The sequence below is a fragment of the Streptomyces sp. NPDC001108 genome (assembly GCF_053598535.1).
The window spans coordinates 135,504-155,505 of the sequence record NZ_JBSFKL010000003.1; the positions used below are offsets into that span (position 1 = coordinate 135,504).

21 protein-coding genes are annotated in these 20,002 nt (G+C 73.6%); 13 read left to right on the forward strand and 8 right to left on the reverse strand.

Annotated elements, in window-relative coordinates; genetic code table 11:
* The first annotated feature begins 63 nt into the window (after window positions 1-63).
* The gene (locus tag ACWC97_RS09120) at window positions 64-906 is read left to right on the forward strand and encodes a helix-turn-helix transcriptional regulator (protein WP_352272890.1); all 843 of its coding nucleotides are present in this window, start codon (window positions 64-66) and stop codon (window positions 904-906) included.
* Window positions 907-981: 75 nt separating this feature from the next.
* Here ACWC97_RS09120 and ACWC97_RS09125 read toward each other — a convergent pair whose 3' ends face one another.
* Window positions 982-2,130 carry a winged helix DNA-binding domain-containing protein gene (locus ACWC97_RS09125; RefSeq protein ID WP_352272891.1) on the reverse strand — a complete coding sequence of 383 codons (1,149 nt, stop codon included), beginning with the start codon at window positions 2,128-2,130 and terminating at the stop codon, window positions 982-984.
* Window positions 2,131-2,253: 123 nt separating this feature from the next.
* Between ACWC97_RS09125 and ACWC97_RS09130 the strand changes: the two genes are divergently transcribed.
* Window positions 2,254-3,126 (forward strand): DMT family transporter, encoded by an 873-nt coding sequence (locus tag ACWC97_RS09130; RefSeq protein WP_450648339.1) that lies wholly within the window; start codon window positions 2,254-2,256, stop codon window positions 3,124-3,126.
* 122 nt (window positions 3,127-3,248) lie between these two features.
* A complete protein-coding gene (locus tag ACWC97_RS09135; RefSeq protein ID WP_352272893.1) occupies window positions 3,249-3,656 on the forward strand; it encodes a cold-shock protein in 408 nt (135 codons plus the stop codon).
* Between the two features lie 40 nt (window positions 3,657-3,696).
* On the opposite strand, the gene ACWC97_RS09140 is transcribed toward ACWC97_RS09135, so the two are convergent.
* Window positions 3,697-3,927, reverse strand: coding sequence for a DUF6296 family protein (locus ACWC97_RS09140; protein ID WP_352272894.1), 231 nt, complete (start codon window positions 3,925-3,927; stop codon window positions 3,697-3,699).
* 209 nt (window positions 3,928-4,136) lie between these two features.
* Here ACWC97_RS09140 and ACWC97_RS09145 point away from each other — a divergent pair, with 209 nt between their 5' ends.
* On the forward strand, window positions 4,137-4,583 hold the full coding sequence (locus ACWC97_RS09145) for a DUF5709 domain-containing protein (protein ID WP_352272895.1): 447 nt from the start codon (window positions 4,137-4,139) through the stop codon (window positions 4,581-4,583).
* Window positions 4,584-4,705: 122 nt separating this feature from the next.
* Window positions 4,706-5,074, forward strand: coding sequence for a nuclear transport factor 2 family protein (locus tag ACWC97_RS09150; protein WP_352272896.1), 369 nt, complete (start codon window positions 4,706-4,708; stop codon window positions 5,072-5,074).
* Window positions 5,075-5,107: 33 nt separating this feature from the next.
* On the opposite strand, the gene ACWC97_RS09155 is transcribed toward ACWC97_RS09150, so the two are convergent.
* From ACWC97_RS09155 to ACWC97_RS09170, 4 genes are read right to left on the reverse strand one after another with little or no spacing between them, the layout of a single operon-like run.
* Window positions 5,108-5,608: an SRPBCC family protein gene (locus tag ACWC97_RS09155; RefSeq protein ID WP_352272897.1), complete on the reverse strand. Its 501-nt coding sequence runs from the start codon at window positions 5,606-5,608 to the stop codon at window positions 5,108-5,110.
* Window positions 5,609-5,633: 25 nt separating this feature from the next.
* Entirely contained in the window at window positions 5,634-6,551 is a 918-nt protein-coding gene (locus tag ACWC97_RS09160; RefSeq protein WP_450648342.1) for an alpha/beta fold hydrolase, read from the reverse strand.
* A 26-nt stretch (window positions 6,552-6,577) separates the two neighbouring features.
* Window positions 6,578-7,828: a beta-ketoacyl-[acyl-carrier-protein] synthase family protein gene (locus ACWC97_RS09165; RefSeq protein ID WP_352272899.1), complete on the reverse strand. Its 1,251-nt coding sequence runs from the start codon at window positions 7,826-7,828 to the stop codon at window positions 6,578-6,580.
* Window positions 7,825-8,058 (reverse strand): acyl carrier protein, encoded by a 234-nt coding sequence (locus ACWC97_RS09170; protein WP_352272900.1) that lies wholly within the window; start codon window positions 8,056-8,058, stop codon window positions 7,825-7,827. Before ACWC97_RS09170 ends, ACWC97_RS09165 begins: the two co-directional genes overlap by 4 nt.
* 309 nt (window positions 8,059-8,367) lie before the next feature.
* On the opposite strand from ACWC97_RS09170, the gene ACWC97_RS09175 reads away from it, so the two are divergent.
* The 8 genes from ACWC97_RS09175 to ACWC97_RS09210 all read left to right on the forward strand — a co-directional run bounded on the left by ACWC97_RS09175 (window position 8,368) and on the right by ACWC97_RS09210 (window position 18,774).
* A complete protein-coding gene (locus ACWC97_RS09175) occupies window positions 8,368-9,918 on the forward strand; it encodes an N-acetylmuramoyl-L-alanine amidase (protein ID WP_450648345.1) in 1,551 nt (516 codons plus the stop codon).
* Window positions 9,919-10,202: 284 nt separating this feature from the next.
* Window positions 10,203-11,633 carry an MFS transporter gene (locus ACWC97_RS09180; RefSeq protein WP_450648347.1) on the forward strand — a complete coding sequence of 477 codons (1,431 nt, stop codon included), beginning with the start codon at window positions 10,203-10,205 and terminating at the stop codon, window positions 11,631-11,633.
* A 76-nt stretch (window positions 11,634-11,709) separates the two neighbouring features.
* Entirely contained in the window at window positions 11,710-13,281 is a 1,572-nt protein-coding gene (locus ACWC97_RS09185; protein ID WP_352272903.1) for an FGGY family carbohydrate kinase, read from the forward strand.
* 84 nt (window positions 13,282-13,365) lie between these two features.
* Window positions 13,366-15,039: a glycerol-3-phosphate dehydrogenase/oxidase gene (locus ACWC97_RS09190; RefSeq protein WP_352272904.1), complete on the forward strand. Its 1,674-nt coding sequence runs from the start codon at window positions 13,366-13,368 to the stop codon at window positions 15,037-15,039.
* Entirely contained in the window at window positions 15,036-16,589 is a 1,554-nt protein-coding gene (locus ACWC97_RS09195; RefSeq protein ID WP_352272905.1) for an FAD-binding oxidoreductase, read from the forward strand. The genes ACWC97_RS09190 and ACWC97_RS09195 overlap by 4 nt, the downstream gene beginning before the upstream one ends.
* An 80-nt stretch (window positions 16,590-16,669) precedes the next feature.
* Window positions 16,670-17,329, forward strand: a complete 660-nt coding sequence (locus tag ACWC97_RS09200) for a glycerol-3-phosphate responsive antiterminator (RefSeq protein WP_352272906.1) — start codon at window positions 16,670-16,672, stop codon at window positions 17,327-17,329.
* A gap of 6 nt (window positions 17,330-17,335) precedes the next feature.
* Window positions 17,336-17,638, forward strand: coding sequence for a putative quinol monooxygenase (locus ACWC97_RS09205; RefSeq protein ID WP_450648350.1), 303 nt, complete (start codon window positions 17,336-17,338; stop codon window positions 17,636-17,638).
* The gene (locus ACWC97_RS09210) at window positions 17,635-18,774 is read left to right on the forward strand and encodes a zinc-binding dehydrogenase (protein ID WP_352272908.1); all 1,140 of its coding nucleotides are present in this window, start codon (window positions 17,635-17,637) and stop codon (window positions 18,772-18,774) included. Before ACWC97_RS09205 ends, ACWC97_RS09210 begins: the two co-directional genes overlap by 4 nt.
* Here the strand turns inward: ACWC97_RS09210 and ACWC97_RS09215 are convergent.
* Together ACWC97_RS09215 and ACWC97_RS09220 are read right to left on the reverse strand one after the other, a co-directional pair.
* Window positions 18,738-19,238, reverse strand: a complete 501-nt coding sequence (locus ACWC97_RS09215) for a nuclear transport factor 2 family protein (RefSeq protein WP_352272909.1) — start codon at window positions 19,236-19,238, stop codon at window positions 18,738-18,740. The genes ACWC97_RS09210 and ACWC97_RS09215 overlap by 37 nt on opposite strands.
* A 169-nt stretch (window positions 19,239-19,407) precedes the next feature.
* A complete protein-coding gene (locus tag ACWC97_RS09220) occupies window positions 19,408-19,923 on the reverse strand; it encodes a DinB family protein (RefSeq protein WP_352272910.1) in 516 nt (171 codons plus the stop codon).
* Between the last annotated feature and the right edge of the window lie 79 nt (window positions 19,924-20,002).

Consider the following 20,002-nt stretch of genomic DNA (forward strand, 5'->3'; position numbering starts at 1 on the left):
CGAACGGGGGTACGGCGGGGTGGCCGAGCCCCCCGCCCCGGGACCGGGTGGAAGGACGTCAGCGTGCCGGAATCCGTCGATGTGGTCGAAATGCAGACAGCGCTGCTGCGGTTGCGCCGGACCAGTGGCCTGCCGGTGGCCTTCGGCGGGCTGCTCTCGGACGCCCGCCACGCCCGGATCGCCGAGCTGAACGGGGCGCAGACCGCCGCCCTGCGCGGGCTGGTCATCTCGGCGGGCAGCGGGCTCGGCGGCAAGGCGATCGCCCTGTCCCGGCCGTGCGCGGTGACCGACTACCACTCCTCGCGCCACATCAGCCACGAGTACGACCTGGCGGTCGCGGCGGAGGGGCTGCGCTCGGTGGTCGCGGTCCCGGTCGTGGTGCGGCGCAAGGTCCGCGGGGTGCTGTACGGGGCGCTGCGCGCGCCGGTCACGCTCGGCGACCGCACCTTCGACGCGGCGGTGGCAGCCGCCCGCGACGTGGAGCAGGCGCTGGTCGTCCGGGACGAGGTGCAGGACCTGCTCACGGCCGCCCGGGAACAGGTCACGGATCCGCGCACGGCACCGGAGGCGTGGGAGGACGTCCGCGAGGCCCACCGCGAGCTGCGGGCCCTGGTCCCGAAGGTGGACGATCCGGCGCTCCGCGACGAGCTGCTCGGGGTGTGCGGGCGGCTCGCCTCGGCGGCCGGGGCGCGTACGCCGACGCCCTGCGGGGTGCGGCTGGCACCGCGCGAGCTGGACGTGCTGGCCTGCGTCGCGGCGGGGGCGACCAACGCGGCGGCGGCGAAGCGGCTCGGGCTGCGGGCGGAGACGGTGAAGGGCTATCTGCGTTCGGCGATGCGGAAGCTGGGCGCGCACACCCGGCTGGAGGCGGTGGTGGCGGCCCGGCGCGCGGGGCTGCTTCCGTAGCCCCTTCCGCCCGGGCCCAGCCCGCCCCGATCCGCACGAAGGGCCGCGGTGCCCCCGCCCACGTCCGGGGCCCCGTCAGCCGAAGTCGACGAAGGTGGCGAACCGGATGTCGCAGGTGTCGGCGGCGCCCGGCTCCGCCATGACGGAGAGCATCCGCCGGGCCTCCTCGGCGACCGCGTCGCGCTCCGCCGGGCCGAGGGTGGAGAGCGGCTGCACGGTGAGCACCGACGGGTGGGCGCCCGGCCGTCCGGGGCCGTCCTGCCGCCAGACGGCCGCGAGGAACCCGTCGACGAGGACCGTGCCGTACGTCTGGTTGCCGTTGCCGTTGCGTCCGTGGAACCGGGGCGGGATCACCCGGCTCCGGTCCGCGTGGCCGAGCAGGACGTTGTCGAACTCGGGCAGGAAGCGCGGCGGGGCCGGGGTGTCCTCGGCCGGGCGCGGCGCGTCCGGCAGGTCGAAGAGTTCGGCCCCGTGCTCGTCCCGGAAGGTGACGAGGCCGGGGCGCAGCCGCTCGAACACCTCCCGCATCCGGGTCAGCCCGGCCCAGACCTGCATGTCCTTGACCGAGGCCGGTCCGAAGGCGGCGAGGTAGCGCAGCACCACGGCGTCCGGCGTGGGGGCCTGCCGCGCGGCGGTGCCCAGCCAGCGCTCGGCGGTGGTCAGCGCGACCTGCCCGCTGCGGCCCCACACCCCGCGCGGGGTGGTCTGGACCAGCGGGAGCAGGCAGCGGGCGGCCGTGCCCAGCGCCCGCGGATCGGCCCCGGGCCATTCCGCGCCCAGCGCCTCGCGGAGCTCCTTGGGCGTCCGGGGTCGTTCCGCGACCAGGCCGGCGGCGAGGGACCGCAGCCGGTCGAGGTCCACCCCGGTGAGTCCGGCGCGGAACATCCGCAGCTCCCGGTCGCGGGCCGGCTGGACGAGTGGGCGCAGGCCCAGCACGTCGTCGGCGGTGTGCAGATGGATGGTGGAGCGCAGGGTGACGATGCGGGCCACCTCGCGGGACTCCATCAGCGCGGCCAGCTCGGCGGGGACGAAGCCGTCGAGGCGGGCGCAGAGCTGGTAGTAGGGCGGCCGGGTGTTCTGCGCCTGGAGGCCGACCAGGTGGGCCACGGCGTCCTTGGCGGGCATCGCGGTACGGCGCAGCAGCAGCTGGCGTTCCAGGGTGGCCCGGTTCAGCGCGCGGGCCGAGAGCACGGCGGGCGCGGCGGAGTTCTTCGTGGCAGCCATGACGGGCACGGTACGCACCCTTGCGGACAGGTCCGGTCCGCAACGGCGGTCGCGCCGCGTCCGGTGCGCGTCCCGTGGCGCGGGTCCGGGGATCGCGGGGCGGGCGCCCGCATGATGGGTCGGGTGATCAGTGTGCTGTTCGCCCTCCTCACCGCGTTGAGCAACGGCTCCGCCTCCGTGCTCCAGCGCCGTGCCGCCCGTACCGTCCCCGACAGCGAGGCGATGCGTCTGTCGCTGATCGGACATCTGCTGCGCCGGCCGATCTGGCTGGCCGGGATCGGGCTGGTGGTCCTCGCGGCCGTCTTCCAGGCCGTGGCGCTGGCCACCGGGCCGATCGCCGTGGTCCAGCCGATCTTCATGATCGAGCTGCCCGCCACCCTGCTGATGGCCGCCTCCGTGATGCGGGTCCGGCTGCCCCGGCGTACCTGGTACGGGGTGGCGGCCGTGACGCTGGGGCTGGCGCTGGGCATGGCGTCGGCGGCCCCCGGTGGCGGGTCGGCGTCGGTGCACGCGCTTGCCTGGGTTCCCGCGCTGCTGCTGACCGGGCTCTTCGAGGCAGCGCTGATCGCCGCCGCGCTGGCCACCCGCGGCGACACCCGGGGCGCGCTGCTCGGCCTCGCCGCGGCCTGCGGGTACGCGCTGACGGCGGCGCTGATGAAGGACGCGATGGCCCGGCTGACGGACGGCGGCGTGGGGGCACTGTTCTCGGCCTGGCAGCTGTACGCGATGGCGGCGGCCGGGGTGGGCGCGCTCTTCCTGCTCCAGAACGCCCTCCAGGCGGGCACGCTGGTCGCCGTGCAACCGATGCTGACCCTGGGGGACGCGCTGATCAGCGTGGCGTACGGGGTGACGCTGTTCGGCGAGGAGCTGCGCACCGGTTGGTGGCTGGTGCCGGTGCTGGCGGCGCTCGTCCTGATCGCGGTGGGCTGTGTGGAGCTGGCCCGCTCCCCGCTGGCGGCCGGGGATCCCCGGCCGCCGGCCCGCCGGGTGGAGTGAGCCGCCCGCCTGACCGGAATCCGGTGCACCGGTCGCGCCGCCCGTCCTCTCGGCGCTATCCTCCCGATCTGGACATCTGCGGTGGTGCGGGCAAGGGGCCCGTGTTCTTCTTGGGGGTTGGTGTGGTTTCTGGTCGCGTCGTACGGTTCGACGGAGCTCGGGGGTACGGGTTCATCGCACCCGACCACGGCGGTGAGGACGTGTTTCTCCACGTCAACGACATGCTGATCCCGGAGTCGTACGTGCACACGGGCACGGCGGTCGAGTTCGAGATCGAGGACGGGGAGCGCGGGCTGAAGGCGTCGTCCGTGCGGCTCGCCGAGGGGGCCACGCCCGCCCCGCCACGGGTCGTGTCCCAGGCCGTCACCGATGACGACGCCCTGTGCGACGTGCTGAGCGCGGCCGAGTTCACCCGGGCCGTGACCGATGTCCTGCTGGATTCCGCGCCGACGCTGACGGGCGCACAGATCCTCCAGGTCCGGCGCAGCCTGCTCCAGTTCGCCAAGAAGCACGGCTGGACCGAGGGCTGACCGCTCCGCGTCCGGGGGCCGGGCCGGCCCCCGGACGGGTTCATCCGGCGCGCTCGCGTACCACCAGCGGGGTACCGAGAACCTGGTGACCGCCGCTGGCCATCATGCGCACCTCTCCCCGGTCACTGATCTCCGCGCGCACGATGCCGGTCTCGTCCTCGTAGACCGGGAATCCGCCCGCCCCCGACTGCTCGGTGCGGTGGACGGTCACCGTGTCGTCCTCGACGGCGGACGCCTGAAACACCAGTTGGTAGCTCTCCGGGTAGTCCATGACCTCGTCTCCGATGCGGACGGGGCAAGGCTGTTTCCGCCCGCACCTCCATGGTCCCTCCGTCCGGCCGGTGACGCCCGGCCGGGCGTCACGGCTGCGGGTCCGCACTCCGGACATTTATCCTGAAACCGTACGGGCGGTTCGACCGCACTCGGGCGCGTATCGCAGGCCCGGCCCTCCTTTTCTCGGCCGGGAAGGGAGACAGCACGATGGATGCCGACAGGGGAGACGACGTCTACCAGCCCCAGCCGCCGGAGGCCGCCGACCTCACCGAGCAGCTCGATGTCGAGGACACGCTGGACGGCCGGGGCCTGACCGACGCGCTGGACGAGGGCTACTCGCCACCCGAACGGCCATGGGCGGTGGAGGACCGGGGCACCACCGCGGCCGAGCAGCACGACGGCGAATCGCTGGACGACCGGCTCGCCCGCGAGCTGCCCGACCTCTCGGACACCGTCGGCGACGGGGTGGGCGATCTGCCGGACGGCGACGGCGAGCCGTGGGACGAGGAGGTCGGTACGGTCCGGGCCGGCCGGCTCACCCGGCAGCTCGACCTCGACGATCCGGACACCACGGCGGGCGAGGACGTCGGCATCGACGGGGCGGGCGCCTCCGCCGAGGAGGCCGCGATGCACGTGGTGTCGGACACCCCCTGAGACGGCCCGGCACCCCGCCGGACCACCATGACCCCGGAGGTAATCGACGCCTTCCCCGGCGTCGGACATCGTGTTCCTCACCGGGCCGGCCGAGAGCCGGCCCCCGAGGAGAGGACCCCACGATGACCAGCTACGCCGACGCGGTCGAGCGCTACTTCACCGCCTGGAACGCGACCGGCGCCGAGGAGACGGCGAAGGCCGTCGCGGCCGCCTTCACCGAGGACGCCACGTACACCGACCCGCTGGCCGAGGTGAGCGGGCACGAGGGACTGGTGGCGCTGATCGGCGGCGCCCAGCAGCAGTTCCCCGGCTTCTCCTTCCGGCCCTCCGGAACGCCGGACGGGCACCACGCGCTGGCGCGGTTCGGCTGGGAGCTGGTCTCGGCCGCCGACGGCTCGGCGCCCGTCGCCGGGTTCGACGTGATCGTGCTCGCCGACGACGGGCGCATCTCCTCGGTCAGCGGATTCCTCGACCGGGTGCCGGGCGCCTGAGACCCCGGCGGGGAGGGCGGGGCCGGTCGCCGCTCAAGCGGGCTCGTCGAGGAACTTCCCGCCCTCCAGCAGGGTCTTGAGCGTGGACAGGATCGCCACCCAGCCCTCGCTGACGCCCTCCAGCATCCTGCTGTCCGGGCTGTCGAAGCCGTCGTGGGTGAGGGTCAGCCGGATCCCCAGCTCGGGTTCGGCGGCCGGTTCGATGTCGAAGGAGACCCGGGACCGCTCCTGGACGGCCCGCTCCCACTCCTCGTCCGAGGCGAAGTCGAACATCTGGCGGTGCATGGGCTGGAGGGTGTGCCAGCTGTACGCGAGCCGCCTGCCGGGTTCGGCCGCCAGGACCCGCTGGCCGACCTCCTCGAAGTCACCGTCCGGGTCCATCTTCCAGCGCACCGGCGCTCCCGGCTCCCAGGTGGAGTCGGGGCCGTGATCGCCCATGTAGATCCTGATCAGCTCGGGGTCGGTCAGGGCCCGGTAGAGCTGGTCGGCGGTGGTCTGGATGTAGATGCGGTAGACGAACTCGGGCTGGTCCATGTCCGTTTCTCCGGGTGTGGTCGGTTCACTGGGCGTCGGCCCGGGGCGGGTCGGCCGGTGCGCGCGGGGCCCGGCCCTGCGCGGGCAGGGCGGCGAGCCCGGGGGCCGGTTCCAGCGGGCGATCGGTGAAGAAGCGGGCCATCAGGTCCGCGACGTCGTCCGGGCGTTCCAGGGCGACCCAGTGGTCGGACTCGCCGATCGTCAGGAACCGGCTGCCCTCGATCGTGGCGGCGAAGGCCCGCTGCCGCTCCGGCGAGGTCACCGTGTCATGTTCGCCCGCGAAGACCAGGGTGGGCACGCCGGTCAGCCCACCGGAGAAGTCCGGCCGCTGCTCCAGCGCCCGGTGCAGCGAACGCACCGCGTGCGGGGAGTGGGTGAGCGCGTACAGGAAGGAGCGCCGCACATAGCGGCGCGCCAGCTCGCGGCGGTGGACCGGGCGTTCGAGGTCCTGGCACATCAGCACCTCGGCGGCCAGCCCGGCAAGCCCGGCCAGGTCCCCGGTGTCGAGCCGGGCGACGGCGCGGGCCCAATGGGCGCGCTGCTCCTCGGTGATGTGGGCGGGCACCCCGCCGAGCGCCAGCCGGGCGATCCGGCCGGGGTGGCGGCGGGCGCAGCCGAAGGCGATCGACGTTCCGTACGAGAAGCCGAACAGGTTGATCCGCTCGGCGCCCAGGTCGTCGGCGATGCCGATGACGGCGTCCTGGAGGAGTTCCGCGCCGGTGCCGGGCGGTAACGGGTCCGCCCCGCCCATGCCGGGCAGGTCGGCGGTGACCACGGAGGCCAGCGGCCCGAGGTGGTCGTCCATCTGCGGCCAGCCGTACATGCCCTGGAGGGCGCCGCCGAGGACGATGACCGGTTCGGTGCGCGGCGCGGGCTGCCGCAGCAGCCGGTAGCCGTAGCGCAGCCCGCCCACCGACAGGGTCCGGATGATCTCGTCGGCCATGGATCGCGTGCCTCTTGGTTTCCGGGTCAGGCCCTGGTGAGAACGAGTGCGGCGTTGTGTCCGCCGAAGCCGAGCGAGGTCTTGACGGCCGCGTCGAGCGCCGCGGGCCGGGCCTCCTTGCTCACCACGTCGACGGGGATCTCCGGATCGGGGGCGTCGAGGTTCACGGTGGGCGGGACCAGCCCGCGCTGGAGCGCCAGGACGGTCAGCGCGGTCTCGATGCCCCCGGCGGCGCCCAGGGTGTGCCCGGTCATCGCCTTCGTCGAGGTGATCAGGGGGCGGTCGCCGAGGACGCGGTGGAGCATCGTTCCCTCGATGAGGTCGTTGGAGACCGTGGACGTGCCATGGGCGTTGACGTGGCCGATGTCCCGGGGCTCGACACCGGCGTCGGCGAGCGCGGCGCGCAGGGCCCGCTCGATGCCGAGGCCGCCGGGGTCGGGAGCGACGGCGGAGTGGGCGTCGCTGGAGGCGGCGTATCCGGCGATGTGGGCGCGGACGGTGGCGCCGCGGGCCCGCGCGTGTTCCGGGCGTTCCAGCACCAGCAGGCCGGCGCCCTCGCCGACGACGAAGCCGTCCCGGTGGGCGTCGAAGGGGCGGCAGGCCGCCGCGGGGTCCTCGCGCCGGGTGGAGACCGCCTTGAGCCGGCAGGCGCTGGCGATGAGGAGCCGGGAGCAGACCGATTCTGCGCCGCCCGCCACGACGATGTCGCAGGCGCCGGTGCGGAGCATCTGGTGGGCGGTGCCGAGCGCGACGGTCCCGGAGGAGCAGGCGGTGGAGACGGCCTGGCTCGGGCCGAGGACGCCGAGGTCGGTGGCGACGCTGCTGGCCGCGCCGTTGACGACGGTGAGCGGGGCGAGCTTCGGGGAGACCCGGCGGGCGCCGCGCTCGGTGAGCAGGGTGTGCTGTTCGTCGTAGAAGGGCAGACCGCCGTGGGCGGAGCCGATGACGACGGCGACCCGTCCGGCGTCCCAGGCCTCGGGGTCGAGCCCGGCGTCGGCGACGGCCTCGCGGGCCGCGAGGACGGCCAGTTGGGCGAAGCGGTCCATGAGCCGGGCGGCCGCCACACCGAGCACGGCGCGCGGGTCGAATCCGGCGACCGTGTACATGAAGTCGCAGGGCAGGCCGTCGAGTTCGGTCCGGTGCGGGACGTGGGGCGGTTCCGTGAGCCCGGTGACCGCGCGCCAGGTCGCCTCCGTACCGACGCCCGCGGCGGTGATCAGGCCGATGCCGGTGACGGCGGCGGCGAACGGCTCCGGGCGGTACGGCCGGGCCGTCACGCGGCGACCCGGTGGTCCACCGCGTCGACCAGTCGGCCGACGGTGTCCCGCGAGCTCAGCTGCACGTCGTCGAGGTCGACGCCGAGCCGGTCCTCGATGAGCAGCCGCAGCTCCTCCAACGCCAGTGAGTCCAGTCGGAGGTGACGGAGTGACACCTCGGGTCGGATGGCGTGGGGGTCGGTGCCGAAGTTCGCCACCAGCAAGGTACTGATCTCTTCTGCCGTGCTCATGGTGCGGCGCTCCTGCGCTCTCGTACGCGGTGACGCCCTGCCGCGTGAGGTGTGCGTGCCATCGGGGGACGCCGGCTGGTCCGGAGAAACCATTTATACGCCTTCGCGACGGTAGAACCGGTCCGCGTTCGCCCGTGCGATGGACGGCGTCCAGGTGTGCGAATCCGGGGAGGGATGACGGTGCGACACACCGGGGCAGATGATTGTCATGGCCTGGACAGAAAGATAATCTGATCGCGCTTCGCGGCCCTCGGCCCACCCCGTCCGGGCCCGGGGCCGCGCCCACTCCCCCACCGAGCAGGAGCAGGTATGCCCAGCCGCGCCGCGACCCACACCCGGGGCCGCGCCACCGTCCTGGCGGCCCTCACCGCCACCGTCCTCACCATGACCGGATCGCCGTCCCTCGCCGCCCCGGGCGACGGCCACCCGATGGAGCGGGCGTTCGAGCGGGCCGCGGCGGAGTACGACGTACCGCGCGATCTGCTCGCCGCCGTCGGCTACGGCGAGACCCATCTCGACGGCCACTCCGGGCGCCCCAGCCAGGCCAACGGCTACGGCGTGATGCACCTGGTGAGCAACCCCGCCGACCGGACGCTGGAGCGGGCCGCTGCCCTGACCGGCGCACCGCTCGCACGGCTGCGCACCGACACCGGTACCAACATCCTGGGCGGCGCCGCCGTGCTGCGCGCCCACGCCGACAAGCTGGGGCTGGACGCCCGGGACCGCGACGACATCGACGCCTGGTACCCGGTGGTGGCCGCGTACGGCGGCGCCCGGGGCCCGGCCGCGGCGCTGTACGCCGACACCGTGTACACCTTCCTGGCCGACGGGATCACCGCGTACGTCCCCGGCGGCGAGCGCATCACGGTGACGAGCCGTCCGGTCGCCCCGCGGAAGGGCACGCTCGCCGCCACCGAGGTCCGCGCGCAGAGCCCCGACTACCCGTCGGCGCTGTGGGTGGCGGCCAACGCGAACAACTTCGCCCCGGGCCGGTCCGCGAAGATCGACAAGGTGGTCGTCCACGTCACGCAGGGCTCCTACGCGGGCTCGATCAGCTGGTTCCAGAACCCGGCCGCGGAGGTGAGCGCCCACTACGTGGTGCGGTCGTCGGACGGCCAGATCACCCAGATGGTGCGGGACGGCGACACCGCGTACCACGCGCGCAGCGCCAACTCCTCCTCGCTGGGCATCGAGCACGAGGGGTTCATCGACGACCCGTCCTGGTTCACGGACAGCATGTACCGCGCCTCCGCCGCGCTGACCGCGTACCTCTGCGACCGCTACGGGATCCCCAAGGACCGGGCGCACATCATCGGGCACAGCGAGGCGCCGGGCAACGACCACACCGACCCCGGGCCCTACTGGGACTGGAACCGCTACATGCAGCTGGTCGGCGGGGACACCGGCGGGGACAGCTCCGACGGGCTGAGCTTCGCCTCGTACGCCACCCAGCAGACCGGCTCGTCCGGCGCCCAGGTCAAGGCCGTCCAGCGGCTGCTGAGCGAGCAGGGCTTCCCGGTCGGCCAGGTGGACGGCGACTTCGGCCCGGCCACCAAGGCCGCGGTGATCGCGTACCAGGGCGCGCGGGGACTGGACGCGGACGGTGTGGTGGGGGCCCGGACCTGGACCGCGCTGCTGTCGGCCGGTCCCGTGCCCAGCCTCCAGCAGGGCGCCACGGGCGACGCGGTGAAGCGGCTCCAGCGCGCGCTGACCGCGGCGCTGGGCTCGACGGTCGGCGTCGACGGCAGCTTCGGCCCGGGGACGGCGACCGCGGTGCGCGGCTACCAGACGAGCCGGGGCCTGACGGCCGACGGCGTCGTGGGGGCGAACACCTGGGCGGCGCTGCAGTCCGGGCGCTGACCCCGTTCGCACGGGGCGGGGCTGGGTGCGACCGCCCCGCCCCGTGTGCGCCGCCCCGCCGGGCGTGGCCGTGTCACGTTCCGGAAACCTTCCGGAAACCCTTGACGTCCCTCCTGACTCGTTCTTAACCTCACTGCGTAGTTCGCATTCCTTGCAGTTCACGTGCTGCGGCGCTTTCCGCAGTGTTTTGACAGGCACAGACACAGACCACCTGTCGGTGGCTTCGTCGTGCCTGTTTCTCTGTGCTCCCGTACCGCCGATGGGTCTTCCTCGAAGGCGGATTCATGGCACAACGTCCGAGCGTCAGAGGCGTCGGCGACGTCGTTGCGCTCATCGATGGGCTGGGCAAGATCACCGGCCGGGCGCAGGTCATCTGGTTTCTCGTGTTCGGCGGGCTCTTCCTCGACGCCTATTCGAACGCGGCGCTGAGCGCCGGCCTGGGGCCGATGACGTCCCAGATGGAGCTGAGCAGCACGCAGGTCTCGATCCTCACGGCCACCGCCCCGGCCCTGGCGATCATCTTCAACCCGTTCGGCGGCTGGCTCGCCACCCGGATCGGCCGTGTTCCCCCGCTGCTGCTGGCGAAGGTGTTCGCCATCGCCGGCGCCCTGCTGGCCGCCTTCGCCGGTGACTTCACCGTCGTCTGGCTCGGCCGGGTGCTGGTGGGCGTCGCGTACGGCATCGACTTCGCCGTCGCCATGGCGCTGCTCGCCGAGTACACGCCCGCGAAGCTGGGCGGGCGGCTGAACCTGTGGCAGGCCGTCTGGTACGTCGCCACCACCAGCAACCTCGCGCTCGCCCTGCTCTTCTTCAACCTGGACGTCGGTGCGGACATCTGGCGCTGGTCGGTCGGATCGGCCGCGGTCGTCGCCGTCGCGCTGCTGCTGGGCCAGTGGCTGATGCTCAAGGAGAGCCCCACCTGGCTGGCGAGCAAGGGCCGGCTGGCGGAGTCCGTCGCCAACCTGGACCGGATCTACGGGATCAAGGCCGTCGCCGGTGAGCCGGACGGGGCCGCCCGGGCCGCCACCGAGGCGCCCGCCATCGGGTTCCGCCAGGCCGGGGTCCTCTTCCGGGGCGACTACCTGCCGCGCACGATCCTCTCCTCGGTCATCTCGCTCGGGCAGTCGATGCAGTACTTCGCGGTCGGCTGGTACCTCCCGCTGATCAGCCTGACGATCTTCGGCGAGAGCTTCGAGAAGGCGACGATCGGCTCGATGGTCTTCAACGCCTTCGGCATAGCCGGCGGGCTGCTCTCCGCCTACTTCGGCCGCCGCCTGGGGCTGCGGCTCAGCTCGGCGGCCGGTTTCGCCGGGGTGTTCGTGGCGCTGCTCGCGATGGGGCTGACCTTCGAGAAGGTGCCCACGGCGGTGGCCTTCCTGCTGCCGGTGCTGTTCATCCTCTGCCACTCCTCGGGTCCCGGCGCCAACGGCAAGTCGATCGCCGCGCTCTCGTACAGCAGCGACGTCCGCGCGCTCGGCACCGGGGTCACCGGGATGGTCGGCAGTTTCGGCAGCGTCGTCGGGCTGTACGTCTTCCCGCAGATCAAGGACTCGCTGGGGCTCGCCAACACCTTCCTGGTGCTCTCCGTCGTGCCGCTGCTCGGACTGATCACCTGCCTGGCGATCAAGTGGGACCCGACGAAGGCCGCCTCCCCCGACGAGACCGCCGCCCGGGCGGGATCACCGGAACCCTCGGCGCCCGCCGCCGCGCGCTGACCCGCCACAGGTCCCGCCGCACCACACGATGGTGCCCTCTCCCCTCCCCCGTCCCCATCCTCCCGAAAGGGCCGCAATGACGCAGTCGCTTCCCGGCGCCGCCGCCCGGCTCGGTGTGCTCGCCATCGACGAGGGCACCACGGGCACCCGGGCCGGAGTCGTCCTGGACTCCGGCACCGCCCACGAGGTGTTCTACCGGTCGATCAAGGTCGGTCATCCGGACGACCTCTCGGTCGAGCAGGACCCGATGGAGATCTGGACCGCCACCGTCGAGGTGGCACGCCGCGCCGTGGCCGGGGCCCGCGCCGAGGGCATCGGGATCACCGCGGTCGCCCTGTCCACGCAACGCGCCACGGCGATGCTCTGGGACCGGGTCACCGGGCGGCCGCTGCTGCCCGCGGTGGTGTGGCAGGACCGGCGGTACGCGGCCGACCTCACCGCGTACGAACCGGAGTGGGACGCCGCCCTGCTGGCCCGGCAGGGCCGGCCGGTCGGTGCCCGCTCGCCGTTCCTCTGGGCCGCCCGGCAGATCGCCGGCCACCCGGAGGTGGCCGCCGCGTACCGCGAGGGCCGGCTGCTCTTCGGCACCGTCGACACCTGGCTGATCTGGCGGCTCACCGGCGGTGCCGTGCACGCCACGACACCGACCAACGCCGCCTCCACCGGCGGCTACCTGCTGGCCTCGCACGCCTGGGACGAGGAGTGGATCGGCCACCTCGGTTTTCCGACCGAGCTGCTGCCGGAGCTCTGCTCCGACGACGCGGGCTTCGGCACCACCGACCCGGCCGCCCTCGGCATCTCCGTACCGCTGGCCGCCTCCATGGGCGACCAGCACGCCGCGCTCGTCGCGCTCGGCGGACTCGCCGCCGGGCAGGGCATGTGCGTCTACGGGACCGGCGCCTTCGTCGACGCGGCGACCGGCACCACCCCCGCCCTGCCCCGGCCGGACATCTCCGGGGTGCTCGCCCAGCCCGGCCGGCGGCAGGGCTCCACCAGCCACTACAGCCTGGAGGCGTACACCTCCACGGCGGGTTCGGCGCTGCGCTGGCTCTGTGACGACCTGGGCCTGTTCGCGTCGCCGAAGGAGCTCGGTGAGGAGGCGGGCCGGGTCCCCACCCGGCCGGGCCGCACCCCGCGTTTCGTCCCGGCGCTCGCCGGGGTCCGTACGCCGGTCTGGCACCCGGAGGCCACCGCCGCCCTCACCGGGCTCACCCTCGCCACCACCCGCGCCGACCTGGCGCGCGCCGTGCTCGACGGGATCGCGCACTCGGTGTGCGACCTGATCGACGGGGTCGCCGCCACCATGGGCACCCCGTTCACCCGGCTCCGGGTGGGCGGCGGGGTCTCCGGCAGCGACCCGCTGATGCGCATCCAGGCCGACCTGACCGGGCTGCCGCTGGAGCGGGTCTCCGACTCCGCCACCGCCAGCCTGCGCGGCACCGCCTACCTCGCCGGCGTCGCCCGGGGCCTGTGGTCCTCGCTGGAGGAGGTCGTCGAGGCACAGCCGGTCGGCCGGGTCTTCGAGCCCTCCACCACCGCGGCCGAACGCGCCGCGCAGCGCTCCGCCTGGCGCGACGTGCTCGTCGCCCACCTCGGCGACCCTGCGCTGCTCCCCCTGAAAGCCCCCGAACCGCACACCCCCCACTGACGTCGCGCCGACGGCACGTACGTCGCACCGGCGGCCCGCACGCGATGGGCCGGCCGCCGTACCGGAACACCAGGAGTTGATGTTGTGATCACCATGCCCGCCCGGAAGCCGAGGCGCAGCGCCGCGGCGACCCGCCGCACGCCCCTGCTGCTCGACCGGGCAGCCCTCAAGCGCCGGCTGGCCGACGACACGTACGACGTGCTGGTCATCGGCGGCGGCATCACCGGCGCGTACGCCGTGCTGGACGCGGCCTCCCGGGGGCTGCGCGCGGCGCTGGTCGAGAAGGACGACTTCGCCTCGGGCACCTCCTCGAAGTCCTCGAAGATGGTGCACGGCGGCCTGCGCTACATCGAGCAGGGCAACGTCAACCTGGTCCGCCACTCGCTGCTGGAGCGGCACCGCTTCCGGAAGAACGCCCCGCACCTGGTGCACCGGCTGCCGTTCCTCTTCCCGATCCTGGAGAAGGAGGGGGTCTTCGACGCCCGCCTCGCCAAGGGCTTCGAGGGCCTGCTGTGGACGTACGACCTGGTCGGCGGGTGGCGGATCGGCAAGCTGCACCAGCGGCTGACCGTCCCCGAGGTGCTGGCGCAGGCGCCGACGCTGCGCGCGGACGACCTGAAGGGCGGGCTGATGTACTTCGACGCCCGCACCGACGACGCCCGGCTCGTGCTGACCATCGTGCGGACCGCCGCCGCGCTCGGTGCCACGGTCCTCAACGGGGCCAAGGCCGAGGGCCTGCTCATGCAGATGGGCAAGGTCTCCGGTGCCCGGGTCTCGGTGGACGGCGACAGCTTCGACATCCGGGCCCGCGCCGTGGTCAACGCCACCGGGGTGTGGACCGACGAACTGGACGCCAAGGCGGACGACGGCCACCGGCCGCAGGTGCGCCCCGCCAAGGGTGTGCACATCGTGGTGCCGTGGGAGAAGGTGCGGATCAACTGCACGGTCACCGTGCCGATCCCCGGCCGGGCCCGCCGCGCCACCTGCACCCGCTGGGGCAACAGTGTGGTGCTCGGCACCACCGACGAGGACTACCGCGGCTCCCCCGACGACGTGCACTGCACCCGTCAGGAGATGGACTTCCTGCTGGAAGGCGCCAACACCGCCTTCGAGGGGAAGCTCACCCCGGACGACGTGGTCGGCTCCATCGGCGGTCTGCGCCCGCTGGTCGGCGGCAAGGAGGGCGCCACCCTCGACATGCGCCGCGACCACCACATCACCATCGGCCGCACCGGCATGGTGACGGTGACCGGCGGCAAGCTCACCACCAGCCGCCACATGGGCGAGCTCGTCATCGACAAGGTGATGACCGTGCTCGGCCGGAAGGCACGGAGCCGCACCACCGACCTTCCGCTGCTGGGCGGCGCCGGTTACGACTCCGAGGCGGTGGCCGCGTCCGGCGGCCTCGCCGCCCACCTGGGCGAGCGCTTCGGCACCGAGGCCCGGTTCGTCGGCGATCTCGTCCAGGAGGACCCGTCGCTGGCCGAACCGGTCGTCGCCGGGCTGCCGTACACCCGGGCCGAGGTCGTCTACGCGGCCCGGGCCGAGCTGGCCCGTTCGGTCGACGACGTCCTCTCCCGCCGGACCCGGGCCCGGCTGTTCGCCCGGGACGCGTCCGTGGACGCCGCCGAAGCGGTCGGCGCGATCCTCGGGCAGGAACTGAACCTCACGGAGGCGCAGGTCGAGCGCTCGGTCGCCGAGTACCTCGCAGCCGTCCGTCATGAAAAGTCCGTACTCCTCGAAGGGGCAGCAGCATGATCAGCCGTCAGACCATCACCCACCCGTTCAACCGGGGCGACTACACCGTGGGCGCGCCCAGCTTCGCCAAGTGGGCCCGGAACACACCGATCGGCGACGGGGCCGCGGCGCTCCAGGTCGACCCGGTGGAGGTCCCCGAGTCCGTGGTGGAGGCGCTGCGCGGCGCCGCGCACGCGGTGCACACCGCCCGCGAGGAGGTCGTCACCCGCACCCGCGACTGGTGGGCCGGTTCGATGATCGGTGAGACCGAGGGCCGTCCGGCGACCCCGGACGCGGTGGTCGTCGAGGCCGCCGACGCCGACCAGGTCGCCGCCGTGCTGCGGATCTGCCACGAGGCGGGCATCCCGGTCACCCCGTCCGCGGGCCGTTCCAACGTGACCGGCGCGGCGCTGCCGGTCTTCGGCGGGGTCGTCCTGGACGTGTGCGGGCTGAACCGGATCACCGGCTTCGACGCGGAGTCGAACATCGTGGACGTCCAGGCCGGCATGTTCGGCGACCTCTTCGAGAAGCAGCTCCAGGAGGAGTACGGCGTCACCACCGGCCACTGGCCGTCCGCCTTCGCCGTCTCCACGGTCGGCGGCTGGATCGCCTGCCGGGGCGCCGGTCAGCTCTCCACCCGGTACGGCAAGATCGAGGACATGGTCGTCGGCGTGGACGTCGTGCACGCGGACGGGACCCGGGCGACCTACGGCGACTACGCCCGCGCCGCGGTCGGCCCGGACCTGCGCCAGCTGTTCGTCGGCTCCGAGGGGACCCTCGGTGTGATCGTCTCGGCCCGGCTGCGGGTGCACCCGCTGCCGGAGTACGCCTCGGCCGCCGCGTACGGCTTCACGAGCTTCGCCCAGGGGCTGGAAGCCTGCCGCCGGATCATGCAGCGCGGCGCCACCCCGGCCGTCCTGCGGCTGTACGACGCCCTGGAGTCGGGGACGCACTTCGGCCACCCGGAGACCAATCTGCTGCTGATCGCCGACGAGGGCGACCCGGCCCTCGTGGACGCCTCGCTGAAGATCGCCCGGGAGGTCTGCGAGGAGTACGGCCCCGAGCTGGACAGCCAGGCGGTCTTCGAGCGCTGGCTGGACGAGCGGATGCTGGTCGGCAAGTCCGCCGACGGCTTCAAGCCCGGCCCCGGCTTCGTCGCCGACACCCTGGAGATGGCCGCGTCCTGGACCGACCTGCCGGCGATCTACGACGAGGTCGTCGCCGCGATCCAGGCGGTGGACGGCACCCTGGCCGCCTCGGCCCACCAGTCCCACGCGTACACCGACGGCGCCTGCGTCTACTTCTCGCTCCGCGGCGACGTGGCTCCCGAGTCGCGCCGCGACTGGTACCGCTCGGTGTGGGACGCCGCCAACGGCGTACTGATCAAGCACGCGGCGGCGCTCAGCCACCACCACGGCTGCGGGCTGCTGCGCGGCCCCTACCTGGAGGAATCCCTCGGGGCGGGCTTCGCGACCTTCGTCGCCGTGAAGAAGGCCCTGGACCCGGCCGGCATCCTCAACCCTGGCAAACTGGGCCTTCCCAGCCGATTCGGTACGTCTCCGCTGAACTGACCCCGGGAGCCGCGCAGCCGCGCTCCCCGCGGTCGCGTTCCGTGCGGTGACGCACCCCCTCCTCACAGGCAGGTCCTGCCATGACCCCTTCCCCCTCCCGGTCCGGCGCCCCGCTCGACCCCCGGCTCACCGCGGCGTTCGCCGAGGTGCCGGTCGTCGCGTCGGTCGTCGGCACCCAGCCGCTGCGCCAGTTCCTGACCGCACCGGCCAGGGTGGGCATCCTCGCGTCGTTCGCGGTGGGGCAGCTGCCCCAGGTCGTACCGGCGCTGGGCCGGGCGGGGAAGACGGTGTTCGTGAACGTGGACAGCAGCCCCGGTCTGGCGCAGGACCGGGGCGCGCTGGAGTTCCTCAAGGGCCTGGGCGCGCACGGTGTGGTCAGCACCAGGCTCTCGCTGATAGAGAAGGGCCGCCCGCTCGGCCTGCTGACCATGATGAAGGTGTTCGTCACCGACCGGTCCAATCTGCGCCGCTCCACGGACGCGATCTCGCGCGGGGCGCCGGACCTGGTCGAGATCATGCCCGCCCCGATCGTCGCCCGGATGAGCGCGCAGGCACAGCGCGCGATGTCCCCGTCGGTGGCCGCGGGCTTCGTGGAGACCCCCGCGGACGTCGCGCTGGCGCTGGCCCTCGGCTCGGCCGCCGCCGCGACGTCCGACCCGCGCCTCTGGAGTCTGCGCCGGGACCAGCTTCCGCCGGTCCCGCCCGCCGCGCTGAAGAGGCCCGCCCCACCTCAGGAGTAAGAAACCATGACGTACGTGGTCATAGCCCGCTACCGCACCAAGGAGGGCGCGGAGGACACCGTCCTCCCGCTGCTCGACACGATGGCCGCCGCCTCCCGCCGCGAGCCCGGCAACCTGGCCTACCGGGTCCACCAGGGCACCGAGGACCCCCGGACGGTGGTGCTGTACGAGGAGTACGCCTCCGAGGACGACTTCACCGCCCACTGCGCCACCGAGCACTTCCGGGAGATCGTGCTCGGCCGGGTCGTCCCGCTGCTGGACAGCCGGGACGTGCTGCGCTGCGCGCCGCGCGGGGAGGTGGGCGCGTGAGGACCCGGGCGGTGGTGCTGCGCGGTACGTCGACGGCCCGGCCCTACTCCGCGACCCGCCCGGTCGAGGTGGAGGAGCTGGAGCTGGGCGCCCCGCGCGAGGGCGAGGTGCTGGTCAGGATCGCGGCCGCCTCGCTCTGCCACTCGGACCTCTCGGTGGTCAACGGCGACCGGGTCCGCCCGCTGCCGATGGCGCTGGGTCACGAGGCGGTGGGGATCGTCGAGGAGACCGGTCCGGGCGTCCACCGGTTCTCCCCGGGCGACCACGTGGTGCTGGTCTACGTACCGAGCTGCGGGTTCTGCGGCGACTGCGCGGCAGGCCGGCCGGCGCTGTGCGCCCAGGCCGCGGCGGCGAACGGTGCGGGGGCCCTGCTGCACGGCCCGTCGCTGCTGACGGACGCCGCCGGCGAGCCGGTCCACCACCAGCTCGGCGTCTCCGCGTTCGCCGAACACGCCGTACTGGCCCAGGAGTCGCTGGTACCGATCCCGAAGGACGTCCCGTTCGAGGTGGCGTCGATGTTCGGCTGCGCGGTCCTCACGGGAGCGGGCGCGGTGATCAACACGGCGGCGCTGCGCCCGGGACAGTCGGCGGTGGTCTACGGGCTGGGCGGCGTCGGGCTCTCCGCGGTGCTCGGCGCCCGGGCCGCCGGGGCGTACCCGGTCATCGCCGTCGACCCGGTCGCGGAGAAGCGGGAGCTGGCCCTGCGGCTGGGCGCCACGCACGCCCTCGCGCCCGACGACGCGGTCCGGGAGATCCGCGAACTGACCTCCGGCGGCGCCGAATTGGCGGTCGAGGCGGTGGGCAGCCCGAAGGTGATGGGCGCGTGCCTGGAAGCGGTGGCGCGGGGCGGCCGGGTCGTCTCGGTGGGCCTGCCCGCGCCGGACCGGATGCTGGAGGTGCCGGCCCTGGCCTTCGCGGGCGAGGGCAAGTCCCTGCTGGGTTCGTACATGGGCGACGCGGTGCCGCGCCGGGACATCCCGAGGTTCCTCGACCTGTGGCGGGCCGGGCTGATGCCGGTGGAGCGGATGCACACCGGCACCCTGCCGCTGACCGGCATCAACACGGCGATGGAGGAGCTGGCCTCGGGCCGGGCGATCCGTCAGGTGCTGGACACCTCGGGGCTGCTGGGGAGGTGAGACCGGTCGGAGCGGTGGGTTCCGGGCGGGTCGACGTGCGGCCGGGCGGCGTACGGGGCCTCTCCGCCCGGTACGCCGTGCGGGACGATCCGGCGCCGGCCGATCCGCCAGCCCCCCTCGCTCCGCACGATCTCGTCCTCGAAGGTCACGGTGCCGCACCCGCCGTCGACGGCGACCCCGATGCCCTTGGACCGCGCGTGCACCCGTCCGTCCCCGGCCTCGGTGAGAACGATGTTGGTGACGTGGTGGCCGACGGGGCCGTGGGCCGCCCCGGCCCGCGCCCGCGCCATGTCGCGGAACGCCTCCAGCCCGCGCAGCTCACCGTGGCCGAGCCGCGACGCGTCGTAGACGACGTCCTCGGTGACCAGCTCGTCCAGCCGGTCCAGCTCTCCGTCGTCGACGACGTGCCCGTGCAGGGCGAGCAGTTCGTGGATGGCCAGCCGTTCGTCGGCTCCGAGTGTCATCGCCGGTCCTTTCCCGAGGTCTCGCGACAGCCCCCGGCTACGGGTATACGGGGCGGGCGCGCCGCGGGGCGCGGTACGGCACCGGTCGCGGCGTCCCGGACGTGCGAGTTCATCCCGGTGGAGCAACCGCGCGGCGCTCGCGCCGGGTCTTCCGGCGCGAGCGTCCCGGTCAGTAGTGGCCGGTCCGGCCGTCCAGGATCTCCCGGATGGCGTCCAGGTGGCCCGCGTGCCGCGCGGTCTCCTCGATCATGTGGAGCATGATCCAGCGCAGGGTGGCGCCCGACGCCTCGAAGTCGGGGTGGCGCCCCGTCTCGTCGAGCGAGCGTCCGGCGACGATCCCGTTGGAGACATCGACCTGCCGGTCGTAGTCGTCCAGCAACTTCGCGAGCGGCACCCCGTCGACCATCATGTCGGCGTCCTCGGGCCCGTCGAACACCGGACCGGCCGCCGGGCGGCCCGTCAGGACGACCTCGAACCAGACGTACTCGGCCCAGCGGAGGTGGGACAGCACACCGGCCGCCGTCATGAGCGGCGAGGACGGCAGGACGGCGCGGTGCGCGTCCGCCTCCGACAGTCCTTCGCACTTCCAACGGGCAACCGCCCGCTGGGAGTCGAGCCAGCCGGTGAGCTGGGTCCGTTCGTCGGCGTCGAAGGCGGGGCGGTCGCGCGAAGGGTAGGAGGACATGACCGCCGAGGCTACCGGGCCGGTCGGCGCCCCCTCCACCGGGAACGAGTCCGCCTGCTACCTTTGCCGGATGTTCCTC

Coding starts and splice junctions, on each gene's coding strand:
- ACWC97_RS09125 (WP_352272891.1), bottom strand. CDS start 2,130: ATGGCTGCCACGAAGAACTCCGCCGCGCCCGCCGTGCTCTCGGCCCGC.
- ACWC97_RS09185 (WP_352272903.1), top strand. CDS start 11,710: ATGACGCAGTCGCTTCCCGGCGCCGCCGCCCGGCTCGGTGTGCTCGCC.
- ACWC97_RS09195 (WP_352272905.1), top strand. CDS start 15,036: ATGATCAGCCGTCAGACCATCACCCACCCGTTCAACCGGGGCGACTAC.
- ACWC97_RS09205 (WP_450648350.1), top strand. CDS start 17,336: ATGACGTACGTGGTCATAGCCCGCTACCGCACCAAGGAGGGCGCGGAG.
- ACWC97_RS09215 (WP_352272909.1), bottom strand. CDS start 19,238: ATGACACTCGGAGCCGACGAACGGCTGGCCATCCACGAACTGCTCGCC.
- ACWC97_RS09180 (WP_450648347.1), top strand. CDS start 10,203: ATGGCACAACGTCCGAGCGTCAGAGGCGTCGGCGACGTCGTTGCGCTC.
- ACWC97_RS09220 (WP_352272910.1), bottom strand. CDS start 19,923: ATGTCCTCCTACCCTTCGCGCGACCGCCCCGCCTTCGACGCCGACGAA.
- ACWC97_RS09200 (WP_352272906.1), top strand. CDS start 16,670: ATGACCCCTTCCCCCTCCCGGTCCGGCGCCCCGCTCGACCCCCGGCTC.
- ACWC97_RS09155 (WP_352272897.1), bottom strand. CDS start 5,608: ATGGACCAGCCCGAGTTCGTCTACCGCATCTACATCCAGACCACCGCC.
- ACWC97_RS09170 (WP_352272900.1), bottom strand. CDS start 8,058: ATGAGCACGGCAGAAGAGATCAGTACCTTGCTGGTGGCGAACTTCGGC.
- ACWC97_RS09175 (WP_450648345.1), top strand. CDS start 8,368: ATGCCCAGCCGCGCCGCGACCCACACCCGGGGCCGCGCCACCGTCCTG.
- ACWC97_RS09140 (WP_352272894.1), bottom strand. CDS start 3,927: ATGGACTACCCGGAGAGCTACCAACTGGTGTTTCAGGCGTCCGCCGTC.
- ACWC97_RS09145 (WP_352272895.1), top strand. CDS start 4,137: ATGGATGCCGACAGGGGAGACGACGTCTACCAGCCCCAGCCGCCGGAG.
- ACWC97_RS09160 (WP_450648342.1), bottom strand. CDS start 6,551: ATGGCCGACGAGATCATCCGGACCCTGTCGGTGGGCGGGCTGCGCTAC.
- ACWC97_RS09150 (WP_352272896.1), top strand. CDS start 4,706: ATGACCAGCTACGCCGACGCGGTCGAGCGCTACTTCACCGCCTGGAAC.